This is a genomic window from Mycobacterium cajalii (assembly GCF_045809005.2).
Taxonomy (GTDB): Bacteria; Actinomycetota; Actinomycetes; order Mycobacteriales; family Mycobacteriaceae; genus Mycobacterium.
This window is the reverse complement of record NZ_CM141436.1, coordinates 1,203,082-1,219,521: the sequence shown is the minus strand read 5'-3', so window position 1 is coordinate 1,219,521 and position 16,440 is coordinate 1,203,082. Positions and strand designations below refer to the sequence as shown.

Annotated in this window: 17 protein-coding genes; 11 read left to right on the top strand and 6 right to left on the bottom strand. The window is 71.4% G+C overall.

Going from position 1 to position 16,440, the window contains the following annotated elements; genetic code table 11:
• Positions 1-3: 3 nt before the first annotated feature.
• Together ACJ512_RS05880 and ACJ512_RS05875 are read left to right on the top strand one after the other, a co-directional pair.
• Positions 4-819 (top strand): purine-nucleoside phosphorylase, encoded by an 816-nt coding sequence (locus ACJ512_RS05880; RefSeq protein ID WP_407685819.1) that lies wholly within the window; start codon positions 4-6, stop codon positions 817-819.
• Positions 816-2,399: a phospho-sugar mutase gene (locus tag ACJ512_RS05875; RefSeq protein WP_407685820.1), complete on the top strand. Its 1,584-nt coding sequence runs from the start codon at positions 816-818 to the stop codon at positions 2,397-2,399. The genes ACJ512_RS05880 and ACJ512_RS05875 overlap by 4 nt, the downstream gene beginning before the upstream one ends.
• Here the strand turns inward: ACJ512_RS05875 and upp are convergent.
• Positions 2,396-3,019, bottom strand: coding sequence for a uracil phosphoribosyltransferase (upp, locus tag ACJ512_RS05870; protein WP_407685821.1), 624 nt, complete (start codon positions 3,017-3,019; stop codon positions 2,396-2,398). The genes ACJ512_RS05875 and upp overlap by 4 nt on opposite strands.
• A gap of 48 nt (positions 3,020-3,067) precedes the next feature.
• Between upp and ACJ512_RS05865 the strand changes: the two genes are divergently transcribed.
• Genes ACJ512_RS05865 through ACJ512_RS05855 form a run of 3 tightly spaced genes read left to right on the top strand, consistent with a single transcriptional unit; the run spans position 3,068 to position 6,370 of the window.
• A complete protein-coding gene (locus ACJ512_RS05865; RefSeq protein WP_407685822.1) occupies positions 3,068-4,003 on the top strand; it encodes an alkaline phosphatase family protein in 936 nt (311 codons plus the stop codon).
• 37 nt (positions 4,004-4,040) lie between these two features.
• Positions 4,041-5,351 carry a protein export chaperone SatS gene (gene satS, locus ACJ512_RS05860; protein ID WP_407685823.1) on the top strand — a complete coding sequence of 437 codons (1,311 nt, stop codon included), beginning with the start codon at positions 4,041-4,043 and terminating at the stop codon, positions 5,349-5,351.
• A gap of 35 nt (positions 5,352-5,386) precedes the next feature.
• Entirely contained in the window at positions 5,387-6,370 is a 984-nt protein-coding gene (locus ACJ512_RS05855; protein ID WP_407685824.1) for a VWA domain-containing protein, read from the top strand.
• 4 nt (positions 6,371-6,374) lie between these two features.
• Here the strand turns inward: ACJ512_RS05855 and ACJ512_RS05850 are convergent, their stop codons facing one another.
• Entirely contained in the window at positions 6,375-7,382 is a 1,008-nt protein-coding gene (locus tag ACJ512_RS05850; RefSeq protein ID WP_407685825.1) for a VWA domain-containing protein, read from the bottom strand.
• Positions 7,383-7,536: 154 nt separating this feature from the next.
• On the opposite strand from ACJ512_RS05850, the gene ACJ512_RS05845 reads away from it, so the two are divergent.
• Positions 7,537-8,211: a GAP family protein gene (locus ACJ512_RS05845; RefSeq protein WP_407685826.1), complete on the top strand. Its 675-nt coding sequence runs from the start codon at positions 7,537-7,539 to the stop codon at positions 8,209-8,211.
• A 93-nt stretch (positions 8,212-8,304) separates the two neighbouring features.
• Positions 8,305-9,324: a PAS domain-containing protein gene (locus ACJ512_RS05840; protein WP_407685827.1), complete on the top strand. Its 1,020-nt coding sequence runs from the start codon at positions 8,305-8,307 to the stop codon at positions 9,322-9,324.
• A gap of 12 nt (positions 9,325-9,336) precedes the next feature.
• Here ACJ512_RS05840 and ACJ512_RS05835 read toward each other — a convergent pair whose 3' ends face one another.
• Genes ACJ512_RS05835 through ACJ512_RS05825 form a run of 3 tightly spaced genes read right to left on the bottom strand, consistent with a single transcriptional unit; the run spans position 9,337 to position 12,091 of the window.
• Positions 9,337-10,425: an adenosine deaminase gene (locus ACJ512_RS05835; RefSeq protein WP_407685828.1), complete on the bottom strand. Its 1,089-nt coding sequence runs from the start codon at positions 10,423-10,425 to the stop codon at positions 9,337-9,339.
• Positions 10,422-11,699 carry a thymidine phosphorylase gene (locus ACJ512_RS05830; RefSeq protein WP_407685829.1) on the bottom strand — a complete coding sequence of 426 codons (1,278 nt, stop codon included), beginning with the start codon at positions 11,697-11,699 and terminating at the stop codon, positions 10,422-10,424. The genes ACJ512_RS05835 and ACJ512_RS05830 overlap by 4 nt, the downstream gene beginning before the upstream one ends.
• On the bottom strand, positions 11,696-12,091 hold the full coding sequence (locus ACJ512_RS05825; protein ID WP_407685830.1) for a cytidine deaminase: 396 nt from the start codon (positions 12,089-12,091) through the stop codon (positions 11,696-11,698). The genes ACJ512_RS05830 and ACJ512_RS05825 overlap by 4 nt, the downstream gene beginning before the upstream one ends.
• 192 nt (positions 12,092-12,283) lie before the next feature.
• Between ACJ512_RS05825 and sdhC the strand changes: the two genes are divergently transcribed.
• Genes sdhC through ACJ512_RS05805 form a run of 4 tightly spaced genes read left to right on the top strand, consistent with a single transcriptional unit; the run spans position 12,284 to position 15,597 of the window.
• The gene (gene sdhC / locus ACJ512_RS05820; RefSeq protein WP_407685855.1) at positions 12,284-12,622 is read left to right on the top strand and encodes a succinate dehydrogenase, cytochrome b556 subunit; all 339 of its coding nucleotides are present in this window, start codon (positions 12,284-12,286) and stop codon (positions 12,620-12,622) included.
• On the top strand, positions 12,619-13,023 hold the full coding sequence (locus tag ACJ512_RS05815) for a succinate dehydrogenase hydrophobic membrane anchor subunit (protein WP_407685831.1): 405 nt from the start codon (positions 12,619-12,621) through the stop codon (positions 13,021-13,023). Before sdhC ends, ACJ512_RS05815 begins: the two co-directional genes overlap by 4 nt.
• A gap of 10 nt (positions 13,024-13,033) precedes the next feature.
• The gene (sdhA, locus tag ACJ512_RS05810; RefSeq protein WP_407685832.1) at positions 13,034-14,806 is read left to right on the top strand and encodes a succinate dehydrogenase flavoprotein subunit; all 1,773 of its coding nucleotides are present in this window, start codon (positions 13,034-13,036) and stop codon (positions 14,804-14,806) included.
• On the top strand, positions 14,806-15,597 hold the full coding sequence (locus tag ACJ512_RS05805; protein WP_407685833.1) for a succinate dehydrogenase iron-sulfur subunit: 792 nt from the start codon (positions 14,806-14,808) through the stop codon (positions 15,595-15,597). Before sdhA ends, ACJ512_RS05805 begins: the two co-directional genes overlap by 1 nt.
• Before the next feature lie 17 nt (positions 15,598-15,614).
• Here the strand turns inward: ACJ512_RS05805 and ACJ512_RS05800 are convergent, their stop codons facing one another.
• Positions 15,615-16,235 carry an NHL repeat-containing protein gene (locus tag ACJ512_RS05800; RefSeq protein ID WP_407685834.1) on the bottom strand — a complete coding sequence of 207 codons (621 nt, stop codon included), beginning with the start codon at positions 16,233-16,235 and terminating at the stop codon, positions 15,615-15,617.
• Positions 16,236-16,440: the final 205 nt, after the last annotated feature.

The window sequence follows — 16,440 nt, the reverse complement described above, 5'->3', positions numbered from 1 at the left end:
AGTGTGAGCGACGCCGCGACCGACGCCGACGAACTCGCCCGGCGGGCGGGGCATTTCATCGCCGAGCGCACCGGGGCCGCCGAGCACGCCGTCGCCGTAGTCCTCGGGTCGGGATGGTCCTCGGCGGCCGCCGCGCTGGGTGCCGCCGCCGCCACGCTCCCCCAGGCCGAGGTGCCCGGCTTCAGCCCGCCGAGTGCCGCCGGGCACAGCGGTGAGCTGCTGTCGGTGCCGATCGGGGGGCACCGGGTGCTGGTGCTGGTCGGGCGCGTGCACGCCTACGAGGGCCACGACCTGCGCCACGTCGTGCACCCGGTGCGCGCGGCCTGCGCGGCCGGGGCGCGCGTCGTGGTGCTCACCAACGCGGCCGGCGGGCTGCGCCCGGAGATGACCGTGGGCCGGCCGGTGCTGATCAGCGACCACCTCAACCTGACCGCGCGGTCCCCGTTGACCGGTCCGCAGTTCGTGGACCTGACCGACGCCTACGCTGCGCGGCTGCGCCGGCTCGCCCGCGACGCCGATCCGGAACTGACCGAGGGCGTCTACGCCTGCCTGCCGGGCCCCCACTACGAGACGCCGGCGGAGATCCGGATGCTGCGGACCCTGGGCGCCGACCTGGTGGGCATGTCGACGGTGCACGAGACCATCGCCGCCCGCGCGGCCGGCGCCGAGGTGCTGGGCCTCTCGCTGGTGACCAACCTGGCCGCCGGGATCGGCGGCGAGCCGCTCAGCCACGCCGAGGTGCTCGCCGCCGGGGCCGCCTCGGCCCGCCGGATGGGCGCCCTGCTGGCCTCTGTCATCACGCGGATAGCCCGGCTATGACGCCCGAGGAGTGGATCGCCCACGACCCCGACCCGGCCACGGCCGCCGAGCTGGCCGCCTGCGGCCCCGGCGAACTCGCCGCGCGGTTCGCCCGCCCGCTGGTGTTCGGCACCGCGGGCCTGCGCGGCCCGGTGCGCGGCGGGCCCGACGCGATGAACGTCGCGGTGATCTGCAGCGCCAGCTGGGCGGTGGCGCAGGTGCTCAGGAGCCACGGCCGCGCCGGTTCGCCGGTGATCGTCGGGCGCGACGCCCGGCACGGCTCGGCCGTGTTCGCCACCGTGGCAGCCGAAGTGATTGCCGCCCAAGGCTTTCCGGTGCTGCTGCTGCCCGGGCCGACGCCCACGCCGGTGGTCGCGTTCGCGGTGCGGCGCACCGGGGCCGCCGCCGGGATACAGATCACGGCCTCCCACAACCCGGCGACCGACAACGGCTACAAGGTCTACGTCGACGGCGGCATCCAGATCATCTCCCCCACCGACCGCGAGATCGAGTCCGCGATGGCCGGCTCCCCGCCGGCCGACGAGATCGCGCGCGCCCCGGTCGAACCCGCGCACACCGACCTGGTCGAGCGCTACATCGAGCGGGCCGCCGGGGTGCGGCGCGCCACCGGTTCGGTGCGGGTGGCGCTGACCGCGCTGCACGGGGTGGGCGGCGCGGTGGCCGTCGAGACGCTGCGCCGCGCCGGCTTCGGCCGCGTGCACACCGTCGGCGCCCAGTTCGCGCCGGACCCCGACTTCCCCACCGTCGCGTTCCCGAACCCCGAGGAGCCCGGGGCCACCGATGCGCTGCTGGCCCTGGCCGCCGACGTCGGCGCCGACGTCGCGATCGCGCTGGACCCCGACGCCGACCGGTGTGCCGTCGGCATCCCGACCGCATCGGGGTGGCGGATGCTCTCCGGCGACGAAACCGGTTGGCTGCTCGGTGATTACATTCTGTCGCAGCCGCACACCGGGACCCCGGTGGTCGCCAGCTCGCTGGTGTCCTCGCGCATGCTGGCGGCCATCGCCGCGCACCGCGGCGCGGTGCACGTCGAGACCGGCACCGGCTTCAAGTGGCTGGCCCGCGCCGACTCGCAGGTGCCCGGCGGCACCCTGGTGTACGCCTACGAGGAGGCGATCGGCCACTGCGTCGACCCCGACGCGGTGCGCGACAAGGACGGCATCAGCGCCGCCGTCCTGGTGTGCGACCTGGTGGCCGCGCTGGCATCCCGGGGCGAAACCGTGCCGGGCGCGCTCGACGAACTGGCCCGGCGGCACGGCGTGCACGACGTCGCGGCGGTGTCGCGCCGCGTCGCCGGCGCCGGCGAGGCCGCCGCACTCATGGACCGGTTGCGGGCGGACCCGCCGGCCCGGCTGGCCGGGTTCGCCGCGACCGTCACCGACCTCGCCGACGCGCTGATCCTCGCCGGCGGCGACGACGCGGTGTCGGCGCGCGTGGTGGTGCGGCCCTCGGGCACCGAGCCGAAGCTGAAGTGCTACATCGAGGTTCGCTGCGCGGCGGGCGCCGAGCTGGCCGCGGCCCGGACGCGGGCCCGCGCGCTGCGCGACGAACTGGTCGATGAGGTCGGCGGCTGGGGCTAGCGGGGCCCGTACTGGCGGTCGCCCGCGTCGCCGAGACCCGGCACGATGTAGGCGATCTCGTTGAGGCCGTCGTCGACGGCCACGGTGAACAGCCGCGCGTCGGGCGCCACCTTCTCCAGCGCCGCAATGCCTTCCGGCGCGGCCACCGCGCACAGCACGGTGATCTCGGCGGCGCCGCGGCGGTGCAACAGACCGATCGTGTGCCGCACCGACCCCCCCGTGGCCAGCATCGGGTCGAGCACCAGCACCGGCCGGCCGGTCAGGTCGTCGGGCAGCGACTCCAGATACCCGGCCGCGCGGTGGGTTTCCTCGTCGCGGGCCACGCCGACGAACCCGACCTGGGCCTGCGGCAGCAGCGCCAGCGCCCGGTCGAGCATGCCCAGCCCGGCGCGCAGCACGGGCACCAGCAGCGGCGTCCCGGCCAGTCGCACCCCGAGGGTCTCGGCCAGCGGGGTGTGGATCGGGAAGCTCTCGCGGGGCGCGTCGCGGGTGGCCTCGTAGACCAGCATCACCGTCAGGTCTGCCAGCGCGGCCCGGAACTCGGCGTTGGGAGTGTGCTTGTCGCGCAACGTGGTCAGCCGGGCCAGGGCCAGCGGGTGATCGACGATGCGCACGTCCACGGCACCTGACCCTATATAACGATTCGGGCCAACCCGGTTGACACGCTCATGCGGGTACCGCGGGGGCCCCGCACCCGCCCATATACTCCCGGGGTGCGGGGTCGAAGCAGACTGACAGGCAAGGCACATCGGGCCCTGCGGGCCACCGGGCTGGCCATCGCGGTGGCGCTGGCGGGCATCGCGGCCGCCTCGCTGTCCCCCCGCGTGAGCCTTGCGGCGGCCGCGGTCCCGCAACCGGCGCACGTGGTCGTCGTGATCGAGGAGAACCGCGCGGCGACCAGCATCATCGGCAACAAGGCGGCGCCGTTCATCAACGCCCTGGCCGCGGCCGGCGCGAACATGGCCGCGTCGTTCGCCGAGACCCATCCCAGCGAGCCGAACTACCTGGCGCTGTTCGCCGGCAGCACGTTCGGCGTGACCACCGACGCGTGCCCGGTCAACGCCGGCGCGGCCCCCAACCTGGCGTCCGAGTTGCTGGCCGCCGGTTACACGTTCGCCGGGTTCTCCGAGGGACTGCCCGCGGTCGGCTCACCGGTGTGCAGCGCGGGCAGGTACGCGCGCAAGCACGTGCCCTGGGCCAACTTCACCAACGTGCCGCCCAGCACGTCGCTGCCGTTCTCGGCGTTCCCCATGGGCAACTACTCCGCCCTGCCGACGGTGTCGTTCGTCATCCCCGACAACGGCAACAACATGCACGACGGCTCCATCCCGCAGGCCGACGCCTGGCTCAACCGCAACCTGTCCGGGTACGCCAACTGGGCGGCGGCCAACAACAGCCTGCTGATCGTGACCTGGGACGAGGACGACAACTCCAGCCGCAACCGGATCCCGACGGTGTTCTACGGCGCGCATGTGCGGCCCGGCACCTACGGCGAGCAGATCAGCCACTACAACGTGCTTTCCACACTGGAGCAGATGTACGGACTGCCCAAGACCGGGTACGCCGCCAACGCCCCGGCGATCACCGACATCTGGGCGGGCTGAACCCGAACGCCGCGACGCCGTCGCTATTGTGTGCCGCATGGCTGCTGACCTCGTGCCGATCCGCCTGAGCCTGTCCATCGGCGACCGCTACACCGTGTGGGCGCCCCGCTGGCGCGACGCCGGCGACGAATGGGAGGCGTTCCTGGGCAAGGACGAGGACCTGTTCGCGTTCGAGTCCGTGGCCGACCTGGTCGCGTTCGTGCGCTCCGACACCGACAACGACCTGGTCGACCACCCGGCGTGGAAGGACCTGACCGCGGCGCACGCGCACAAGTTCGATCCCAAAGAGGACGCGCGGTTCGACCTGGTCGCCGTGGAGGAGCTGGTGGCCGAGAAGCCGACCGCGGAGTCGGTGGCCGCGGTGGCGAGCGCGCTGGCGATCGTGTCGTCGCTCGGGTCGGTGTGTGAGCTGCCGGCGGTGTCGAAGTTCTTCAACGGCAACCCGAGCCTGGGCACGGTCACGGGCGGGATCGAGAACTTCGCCGGCCGGGCCGGGCAGAAGCGCTGGAACCTCATCGCCGAGATCATCGGGCGGGGCTGGGACGACGTGCTCACCGCGGTCGAGGGGATCCTCACCAGCCCCGAGGTCGCCGCCGCGGCGTCGGCCGAGGCCGAAGAGGAACTGGCCGAGGAGCCCGCCGAAGATCCGGAGACCCTCGCGGCCGACGAGACCGACGAGACCGACGAGGAAGCGGAAACCGAGGCCGAGGCCGCCGAGGAGTCCGCCGCAGAGTCCGGGGAGGAACCGGCGGACGAGGAGGAGGCCCGCGCGTCCGGCGACACCGTCGTGCTGGGCGGGGACAAGGACTTCTGGCTTCAGGTCGGCATCGACCCGATCCGGATCATGATGAGCTCCGGCACGTTCTACACCCTGCGCTGCTACCTGGACGACGCACCGGTGTTCCTCGGGCGCAACGGGCGGATCAGCGTGTTCACCTCCGAGCGCGCCCTGGCCCGCTACCTGGCCGACGAGCACGACCACGACCTGTCGGACCTGAGCACCTACGACGACATCCGCACCGCGGCCACCGACGGCTCGCTGGCCGTCGAGGTCACCGACGACAACGTCTACGTGCTCAGCGGCCTGGCCGACGACCTGGCCGACGGGCCGGACGCCGTGGACCGCGACCAGCTCGAGCTGGCCGTCGAGTTGCTCCGCGACGTCGGCGACTACTCCGAGGACCCGACGGTGGACACGGCGCTGGAGCCGGGCCGGCCGCTGGGCAAGCTGGTGGCCTCCGTGCTGGAACCCGGGTCGGTGACCAAGCCCACGCCCCCCTACGCGGCGGCGGTGCGGGAATGGGAGAAACTGGAACAATTCGTCGATGGGCGGCTCAGGCGCGAATAGCCTGAACAGCCGGCCCGAACCGGAGGTGAGTCGGGGTGTCGCTTCCCGGGGTCGGCCCGTTGCCCCTGTACGGCTTCCAGCGCCCGGTCCTGTTGCTGTTCGGCCTGGTCCCGCTGGCGCTGCTGGCCGTGTACGTCCTCGTCCAGTCCCGCCGCGGGCGCCGCCTGCGCCGGTTCACCGAAGCGGAAGTGCCGCAGTCGATGTGGCGGCACCTCCCGATCGCCGTGGCGCTGCTCAGCCTGGTCCTGCTGACCGTCGCGCTGGCCACCCCCACCCATGACATGCGCATACCGCGCAACCGCGCGGTGATCATGCTCGTGATCGACATGTCGCAGTCGATGAAGGCCACCGACGTCGACCCGAACCGGCTCAAGGCCGCCGAGCAGGCGGCCGCCAACTTCGCCGGTCAGCTGACCCCGGGCATCAACCTGGGGCTGGTCGGATTCGCCGGAACCCCCTACCTGCTGGTGCCGCCCACGCCGCAGCACCAGGCGACGGTCGACGCCCTCAAGAAGCTCGAGTTCGGCGACGGCACCGCCACCGGCGAGGCCATCTTCACCGCCCTGCACGCGATCGGGGCCACCGACGTCACCGGGGGCGACGCGCCCCCGCCGGCGCGGATCATCCTGCTGTCCGACGGCGCGGAGAACAAGCCGGCCGACCCCCAGGACCCGCACGACGGCGCATACACCGCGGCGCGCCTGGCCAAGGACCAGGGGGTGCCGGTCTCCACGATCGCGTTCGGGACGCCGACCGGCGAGATCGACCTGGACGGGGTGCGGGTCGCGGTGCCGGTCAAGCCGGACCAGATGAAGACGATCGCCCGGCTCTCCGGCGGCCAGTACTACACCGCCACCAACATCGGCGAGCTCGAGAAGAGCTACGACAACATCGAGAACGAGATCGGGTACCGCACCGTGGCCGGCCCCGGCAGCGCCGGGTGGCTGCGCCTGGGCGTCCTGACCGCCGTGCTCGCCGCGGCCCTGGCGCTGTTGATCAACCGGCGCCTGCCCGCCTGAGGGCTCAGGACGGCAGCCTGCGGTTCAGCAGCAGACCGGCCAGCACGGCGCCGCCCAGGACCAGCGCGCCCAGCAGCATCCACGGCAGGCTCGCGTCGCCCTTGACGGTCTGGTAGCCGATCTGGCGCTGCAGCGTCTCATAGACCCGCTTGAGCGATTCCAGGCTGTCGGCGTGGAACGACTGCCCGCCGGTGATCTCGCAGATCTTCTGCAGCGTCTGGTCGTCGACCGGGACGGGGATGGTGGCGCCCTGGTATTCGACGGTGCCGTCGGGCGTGCCGAAGGAGATCGTCGATATCTCGATGCCCTGGGATTTCGCGGCGCGCGCCGCGGTGAAGGCCCCCTGCGGGGCGTTGGGGTCCAGCGGGACGTTCTCGGCGCCGTCGGACTCCAGCACGATGCGCGCCGGCGGGGGGCCGTCGCCGCCGCCCAGCACCGCCCCGACCGTCGCGATCGCCTGCATCGCGGTGAAAATCCCCTCGCCCGTCGCGGTCTTGGGGGCCGGCGCCAGGCGCTCGATCGCCGACTTCACGGCGGCCCGGTTGGTGGTCGGGGCGACCAGCAGCGTGGCGTTGGCCGCGAACTCGACCAGCCCGAGGTTGATGGCCGGCGTCAGCTCGTCGGCGAACTGCTTGCCCGCCACCTTGGCGGCGGCCAACCGGGTCGGCGGGACGTCGGTGGCCGCCATGGACTCCGAGACGTCGATGACCAGCATCACCACCGCGCGGTTGAGGGGGATCCGCACATCCGACGTCGGGCCGGCCATCGCGGTGGTCAGCAGCACCAGCGACGTGGCCAACAGGATCGTCGGCACGTGCCGCCACCGGCTCGGGCGCGGCGGGGCGACCCGCTCGAGCACCTCCATGTTGGCGAAACGCAGCACCCGCCGGCGGCGGGCGAACTGCTGGGCGACGTAGCCGCCCACCAACAGCAACACGATCAGCAGGAACAGGAAGAACCACGCGTTCTGGAAGCCGGTGAGCGACACGGGACCCAGCAGTGGCAGCTTCATGTCCAGTCACCCTATTCGTCCCGGCCGGGCGCCGCACAGCCGTTCCGTCGCGAGCGGCCGGCCCCGCCCGAACGGCGGTTCGCGCGCTGGGGCCATACCCCCGCGGGTACCGTGGGACGGGTATTTTCGCCGCGGACTTTGGTCGGGGGAAGAGTTGGAACCTTTCGGTCCGTCGGGGCTGCTGGTCGCGAAGCTCGCCGCGCCGGCGTTGGTGGTGGCGCTCTCGCCGGTGCCCGTCGTGCTGGCGTTGGTACTCCTCGTCCACAACGACCGGCCACGCTCGTCCAGCATCGCCTACCTGCTGGGCAGATTGCTCTCGCTGACCGGGCTGACCGTGGCCTCGATGCGCATCCCGCGGGTCTTCGACGGCCTCCGGGGACCCGCGCCGCCGTGGACCGACTGGCTGGTCGTGGCCGCCGGTGCGGCACTCGTCGCATTCGGCGCGTGGGTGTGGCGGCGGCGCGCCGCGGCCGCGGACGAGGCGGGCTGGGACAGCCGCGCAGGCAGGATCACCCCAGCGGTGGCGGCCGCGATAGGGACCTTCCCCATGCTGGCGAACCCGAAGGTGCTTGCGGCCAGCGCGGCCGCGGGAACCCAGATCGCCGCCGGCCGGCTGCCCGTGCTCGGCGCGGCGGCGGCCGTCGCCTGCTATGCCGCGCTGGCGACTTCGACCGTGGCCGCCCCCGTGCTGGCCTATGTCGTCGCCGGACCGCGCATCGATCGCCGGCTGGAGCAAATCAGGCGCTGGATCCAGCGGCGCCGCCACGCGATGACGGCGACGACACTGGTTGCCGGGGGCTGTGCGTTGGTGTTGTACGGGTTCGCCTGAGGGCGCCGCCCCGGTTTCCGGCCGAATCCGGTCGGCGCACGGTCCGCCGATTTCGGCAACGGCGGTGCGCATGCCCTCGTATGATCCCCACTCGTGAATCGCGAATGGCTGTTGCTGGAGGTGGTCGGCGACGGGCCCGCCGTCGTCGCGCAGGGCCATGCGCTGCGAAAATTCGTGCCGCTCAGCATCTTCTTGCGCAGAAACCCGCACCTCAAGGCGATCACGGCGGCCGTCGACGAGACGGTCAGCAAACGCCGGGGCGTCAGCCGCGAGATGGCCGACGGCAAGACCGTCGTACGAACCGAGGCCGTGGTGATGAACGACGGTCACGTGCACGGCGTACAGCTGTGGGCCGGTCCCCGAACCGTTCCCCCGGCGGAACGGCCGCAACCCGGGGCGGTGGCATGGAACATCACCCTGGGCACGGCCAGCGACACGCCCCAGGCGCTGGTCAACTCCGGCCTCGATCTGGCCGTCGAGCAAACCGACGGCCGCCCGTTCGCGGCGGACCTGCCGATCGGCCACATCAACCGCGACGAGACGCAGGTGCTCGCGCTGACGATGAGCTGCAAGCCCGGGGACACCTACTGCAGCACGTGGGACACGACCAGCCATGACGGCGAACGGATCCGGGTGAGCTTCGTCGCCCGCGCCCGCGTCGAGCCCCAGCCGGACGGCACCGAATTTCTGGTCTGCCGCGCCATGAACTGGCGCCTGCCCGACCGCGAGGAGCCGGTGCCCGACGGCGACCTCGCCCGCCACATCCTGCGGGACATGGCGCAGGAGGGCATCCACCGGGCCCTCGTCGACCTGCGGTCGTGGAATCTGCTCAAGTGGCTCGACCCCCCGTTTCCCCACTTCGACTGGCGCGGCGAGACGGCGGGCCAGCCGCTGGTGCATCCCGACGACCACTCCGTGCTGCGCACGATGAAGCAGCAGTTCGCCGAGGGGCCGGCCGAAGGGTTGCTGCGGCTGCGCGCGAAGGGCGGCGGGTGGACCGTGGTGCACAGCACCATCTACCGCGTGCACCTGCTCGACGACAACTACGCCGGGCTCATCTGCCTGCGCCTGCCCACCCCGGCCGAATTGCTGCGCAAGTCGCAGGCCGTCTGACCGCCCGGCCCCTTAGCCGCCGATCAGCACCGCGTACCGGGGCTTGATCACCTCGTCGATGATCGCCAGCCGCTGGTCGAAGGGGATGAACGCCGACTTCATCGCGTTGATGGTGAACCGCTCCAGGTCGCTCCACCCGTAGCCGAACGCCTGCACCAACCGGTGCATCTCCAGGCTCATCGAGGTGTCGCTCATCAACCGGTTGTCGGTGTTCACGGTCACCCGGAACCGGGTCCGGGCCAGCAGGTCGAACGGGTGCTCGGCGATGCTGTTGACGGCGCCGGTCTGCACGTTGGAGCTCGGGCACAGCTCCAGCGGGACGCGCTTGTCCCGCAGGATCGACGCGAGCCGGCCCAGCCGCACCTGTCCGTCGCCGGACACGTCGATGTCGTCGACGATGCGCACCCCGTGGCCCAGCCGGTCGGCGCCGCAGAACGCGATCGCCTCGTGGATGGACGGCAGCCCGAACGCCTCGCCGGCGTGAATGGTGAAGCGCGCGTTGTTGTCCCGCATGTATTCGAACGCGTCCAGGTGCCGCGTCGGCGGGTTGCCGGCCTCGGCCCCGGCGATGTCGAACCCGACGACACCCTTGTCCCGCCACCGGACTGCCAGCTCGGCGATCTCCCGCGACACCGCGGCGTGGCGCATGGCGGTCACCAGCAGCCGCACCACGATCGGGCGGCCCGCGTCGGCGCAGGCCTTCTCGCCGTCGGTGAAGCCGGCCAGCACGGCGTCGACGATCTCGTCGAAGGACAGCCCCCGGTCGATGTGCAGTTCGGGGGCGAACCGGATCTCGGCGTAGACCACCGAATCGGCCGCCAGGTCCTCCACGCACTCGCGGGCCACGCGGTGCAGCGAGTCGACGGTCTGCATCACGGCCACGGTGTGCGAGAACGGCTCCAGGTAGCGCTCCAGCGAGCCGCTGTGCGAGCGGGTGCGAAACCACGTCGCCAGCTCGTCGACGTCGGTGGCGGGCAGCCCGTCGTAGCCGGTCGCAGCCGCGATGTCGATGACGGTCGCCGGGCGCAGCCCGCCGTCGAGGTGGTCGTGCAGCAAGGCCTTGGGCGCCTTCTTGATCTGTTCGAGGTCCAGTTCGCTCACGGGACGATCCGATCGATGATCAGCGGTCTGGGCCGCGGGGCCGCGGGGCCGACGCCGTAGCCGCCGTCCATCTCGGCCATCGCGGCGCCGAAGCGTTCGGGGGTGTCGGTGTAGAGGGTGAACAACGGCTCGCCCGCCGCCACCGGCTCCCCCGGGCGGCGGTGAATCCGGATACCCGCGCCCGGCTGCACCGCCCCGCCCGGGCGGGATCGCCCCGCACCGAGCCGCCAAGCCGCCATTCCCACCGCCATCGCGTCGATATCGCCCATTGTGCCGCCCCGGGCGGCGGTGACGGTCTCGGTATGCGCACCGATGGGCAACGGTACCGACAAGTCCCCGCCCTGGGCGGCGACGAGCCGCCGGAACCGGTCCATCGCGGTGCCGTCGCGCAGGGTCTGGGCGGGGTCGCGGTCGTCGATCCCGGCCAGCGCCAGCATCTCGCCGGCCAGCGTCAGCGTCAGCTCCACCACGTCGGGCGGGCCGCCGCCGGCCAGCACCTCCAGCGATTCGGCGACCTCGAGCGCGTTGCCGACGGTCGCGCCCAGCGGGCTGTTCATGTCGGTCAGCAGCGCGCGGGTGGGCACCCCGTGGGCCGCGCCCAGCCCGACCATGATGTGCGCCAGCTCCCGGGCCTGCTCCGGCGAGGACGTCAGCGCCCCGGAGCCGACCTTGACGTCGAGCACCAGCGCGCCCGCCCCCTCGGCCAGCTTCTTGCTCATCACCGAGCTCGCGATCAGCGGCGGCGACTCGACGGTGCCGGTGATGTCGCGCAGCGCGTAGAGCTTGGCGTCGGCGGGGGCCAGCTCGCCGGCGGCGAAGATCGCCGCGCCGACCTGCCGAAGCTGTTCGCGCACACGCCGATTGGACAGCTCGGCGGTGAACCCGGCGATGGACTCCAGCTTGTCCAGGGTGCCGCCGGTGTGCCCGAGCCCGCGGCCCGACGCCTGGGGCACCGCCGCCCCGCAGGCGGCGACGACGGCCACGAGCGGCAGGGTGATCTTGTCGCCGACCCCGCCGGTGGAGTGCTTGTCGACGGTCGGCGCGGGCAGGTCGGTGAAGTCGAGCCGCGGTCCCGAGGCCAGCATCGCCGCGGTCCACCTGGCGATCTCGCCGCGGTCCATGCCGCGCCACACGATCGCCATCAACAGCGCCGACATCTGTTCGTCGGCGACACTGCCGTGGGTGTAGGCGTCGACGACCCAGTCGATGGCGGCGTCGGAGAGCCGGCCGCCGTCGCGCTTGGTCCGGATCACCGTCGGCGCGTCGAACGTCATCGCCGCGCCAGGTCGTCGGGGCCGAAGGCGTCGGGCAGCAGGTCCCCGAGTCGGCGCGGCCCCGCCGGATGGTCGATCAGCAGCCCGGGGCCGCCGTGTTCGAGCAGCACCTGCCGGCACCGCCCGCACGGCATCAGCGGCGCCCCCGCCGCGTCGACGCAGGACAGGGCGACCAGGCGCCCGCCGCCGGTTGCGTACAGCGCGGACACCACCGAGCACTCGGCGCAGAGACCAAGGCCATATGAGACATTCTCCACATTGCAGCCGACGACCACCCGGCCGTCGTCGACCAGCGCGGCCGCACCCACCCCGAACCGCGAATACGGCGCGTAGGCGTTGGCCGCGACGTCGACGGCCTTGCCGCGCAATGCTTTCCAGTCGACCTCAGGCATAGCGCACCCCGTTCACCGATGCTCGACGTGAGTAAGCCACCCTAACCTGGGCCGCAACCCGGCCGAGTTAGGCTGGAACGTCCGGGGAAGGCGGTGAACACAGTGGCGAGCACACAGGCGACGACCGCGGGCCCGGCGAAGGCGGCACGCAGGCGGCGCCCGCCCCGCACCCTGTACCGGGGCGATCCGGGCATGTGGGCGTGGGTGCTGCACCGCATCAGCGGCGCGACGATCTTCTTCTTCCTGTTCGTCCACGTCCTGGACACCGCCCTGGTCCGGGTGGGGCCGCAGGCCTACGACGAGGTGGTCGCGACCTACAAGACGCCGATCGTCGGCCTGATGGAGTTCGGCCTGGTCGCCGCCGTGCTGTTCCACGCGCTCAACGGGATCCGCGTCATCCTGATCGACTTCTGGTCCGAGGGCACCCGCCACCAGCGGCTGATGCTGTGGATCGTCGGCGTCCTGTTCCTGTTGCTCATCGTCCCGGCCGGGGTGGTGCTGGGTATCCACCTGATGGCGCATCCGCGATGAGCCGCCCCGCGGGCCTGGACAATCCCCGCTCGCCGCGGCGGCGCGCCGGCGTCGGAAACTTCGAGAAATACGCGTGGCTGTTCATGCGGTTCTCCGGGGTCGTGCTGGTGTTCCTGGCGCTCGGGCACCTGTTCATCATGCTGATGTGGGACGACGGCGTGTACCGCATCGACTTCAACTACGTGGCGCAGCGCTGGGGGTCGCCGTTCTGGCAGACCTGGGACCTGCTGCTGCTGTGGCTGGCACAGCTGCACGGGGGCAACGGTCTGCGCGTCATCATCGACGACTACAGCCGCAAGGACAGCACCCGGTTCTGGCTGAACAGCCTGCTGGCGCTCTCGATGGGTTTCACGCTGGTGCTGGGGACCTACGTGCTGCTGACGTTCGACCCCAACATCTGAGAGGGCAGGCGTGATCTCCCAACACCGATACGACGTGGTGATCGTCGGCGCCGGCGGCGCGGGGATGCGGGCCGCCGTCGAGGCGGGCCCGCGGGTGCGCACCGCGGTGCTGACCAAGCTGTATCCGACCCGCAGCCACACCGGCGCCGCCCAGGGCGGCATGTGCGCCGCCCTGGCCAACGTCGAGGACGACAACTGGGAGTGGCACGCCTTCGACACCGTCAAGGGCGGCGACTACCTCGCCGACCAGGACGCCGTGGAGATCATGTGCCGCGAAGCCATCGACGCGGTGCTCGACCTGGAGAAGATGGGGATGCCGTTCAACCGCACCCCCGAGGGCCGCATCGACCAGCGCCGCTTCGGCGGGCACACCCGCGAGCACGGCAAGGCCCCGGTGCGCCGCGCCTGCTACGCCGCCGACCGCACCGGGCACATGATCCTGCAGACGCTGTACCAGAACTGCGTCAAACACGACGTGGAGTTCTTCAACGAGTTCTACGCCCTCGACCTGGTTTTGACGCAGACCCCGGGCGGCCCGGTGGCCACCGGGGTGGTCGCCTACGAGCTGGCCACCGGCGAGATCCACGTCTTCCACGCCAAGGCCGTCGTCATCGCCACCGGCGGGTCGGGCCGCATTTACAAGACCACCTCCAACGCGCACACCCTGACCGGCGACGGTATGGGGATCGTGTTCCGTAAGGGACTTCCGTTGGAGGACATGGAGTTTCACCAATTCCACCCGACCGGGCTCGCCGGCCTGGGCATCCTGATCTCCGAGGCGGTGCGCGGCGAGGGCGGCCGGCTGCTCAACGGCGAGGGCGAGCGCTTCATGGAGCGCTACGCCCCGACGATCGTCGACCTGGCGCCGCGCGACATCGTCGCGCGCTCGATGGTGCTCGAAGTCCTCGAGGGCCGCGGCGCCGGCCCGGACAAGGACTACGTCTACATCGACGTGCGTCATCTCGGCGAGGACGTGCTGGCGGCCAAGCTGCCCGATATCACCGAGTTCGCCCGCACCTACCTGGGCGTGGACCCGGTGCACGAGCTGGTGCCGGTGTACCCGACGTGTCACTACGCGATGGGCGGCATCCCGACCACCGTCACCGGACAGGTGTTGCGGGACAACACCTCGGTGGTCCCGGGCCTGTACGCCGCCGGTGAGTGCGCGTGCGTGTCGGTGCACGGCGCCAACCGGCTGGGCACCAACTCGCTGTTGGACATCAACGTGTTCGGCCGCCGGGCCGGCATCGCCGCGGCCGCCTACGCGCGCGGCCGCGACTTCGTCGACATGCCGCAGAACCCCGAGGCGATGGTCGTCGCCTGGGTGGGCGACATCCTCTCCGAGCAGGGCAACGAGCGCGTCGCCGACATCCGCGGGGCCCTGCAGCAGACGATGGACAACAACGCCGCGGTGTTCCGCACCGAGGAGACGCTCAAAAAGGCCCTGACCGACATCCACGCGTGCAAGGAGCGTTATGCGCGAATCTCCGTGCACGACAAGGGGAAACGCTTCAACAGCGACCTGCTGGAGGCCATCGAGCTGGGCTTTCTGCTGGAGCTGGCCGAGGTGACGGTGGTAGGCGCGCTGAACCGCAAGGAGTCGCGCGGCGGGCACGCCCGCGAGGACTACCCCGAGCGCGACGACGTCAACTACATGCGCCACACCATGGCCTACAAGGAAATTGGGGCCGATAAGCAGGGAAGCGACCTGCGCAGCGACATCGCGCTGGACTTCAAGCCCGTCGTGCAGACCCGCTACGAACCCAAGGAACGGAAGTACTGATGGCCGAAGACGATGCCGAAACCGCGCTGGGCCCGCCCCTGCCGCCGGTTCCCGAGGGCGCGGTGCTCGTGACGGTCAAGATCGCCCGGTTCAATCCCGACCAGCCCGACGCGTTCACCGAAACCGGTGGCTGGCAGAGCTTCCGGGTTCCCTGCCTGCCCACCGACCGGCTGTTGAACCTGCTGATCTACATCAAGAGCTACCTGGACGGGACGCTGACCTTCCGGCGCTCCTGCGCGCACGGGGTGTGCGGCTCGGACGCGATGCGCATCAACGGCGTCAACCGGCTGGCCTGCAAGGTGCTGATGCGCGACCTGCTGCCCGAGAAGAAGGGCAAGCAACTCACCGTCACGGTCGAGCCGATCCGCGGGCTGCCCGTGGAGAAGGACCTGGTGGTCGACATGGAGCCCTTCTTCGACGCCTACCGGGCGGTGAAGCCCTACCTGGTCACCACCGGCAATCCCCCTACGCGCGAACGCATTCAGAGCCCGGCCGACCGCGCCCGCTACGACGACACCACCAAGTGCATCCTGTGCGCGGCCTGCACCACCAGCTGCCCGGTGTTCTGGCACGAGGGCAGTTACTACGGCCCGGCGGCGATCGTCAACGCCCACCGCTTCATCTTCGACAGCCGCGACGAGGCCACCGCCGAGCGCCTCGACATCCTCAACGAGGTCGACGGCGTGTGGCGCTGCCGCACCACGTTCAACTGCACCGAGGCCTGCCCGCGGGGCATCGAGGTCACCAAGGCGATCCAGGAGGTCAAGCGCGCGTTGATGTTCTCGCGCTGAGCCCGCCGAGCAGACGGTCAACCGGGCGGAAGCTCGAGCACGCGGTTGTTGCCCGCGTCGACGACGTAGACATTCCCGGCGGTGTCGACGCCGATGCCTTTGGGATGGTCAACTCCGGTGAACGGCAGTGTTATCGACGTGTTGGAGGCCTTGACGAACTTTGTGACGTGATTTTCGTGACTGTCGGTCACGTACACGTTTCCGTTGGTGTCGACGGCCACATCGTCGGGATGTCCGACGACGAAGGGCAGCACGGTCGGAACCGTCGCCTTCCAGGGCAGTTTCAGCACCTGCTCGTTGTCCCGGTCGACGACGAAGAGGGCGCCGCCGCGACCCAGCGTCACGGCCGACGGGAATGCCAAACCGCTGAACGGCAGGTCGGTCTGCTCGGTCGAATGCGCGAGCAGCTTCACCACCCGGTTGTGCGCGGCGTCGCTGACAACGACGGCGCGGTCGTTGGCGGGATCGCGCGAGGCGACCGCCACCCCCGTGGGTTCCCCGAGACCGGTGAACGGCAGCACGGTCGGGTTGGTCGTCCCGGCCGTCAGCTCCAGCACCCGGTGGAGCGCTGGCTCGGTGACCACCAAGTCGCCCGCGTCGTCGACCGCGATGTCCTCGGGGCGGTCGAGGCCGGCCAACGGCGAGCCGCCCGTCGATCTCGCCGGCCTCGTAGACCGGGAGGATGTTCGGGTCGTTGAGCCGGGCCGCGACGGCGACCTCACGCTGGAACCTCTCGCGGTGGCCCGGATCGGCGGCCAACTCCGGCGAGAGCACCTTGACGGCCACTTCGCGGCCCATCATCGTGTCGCGGGCCTTGTACACCGTGCCGGTGCTGCCGGACCG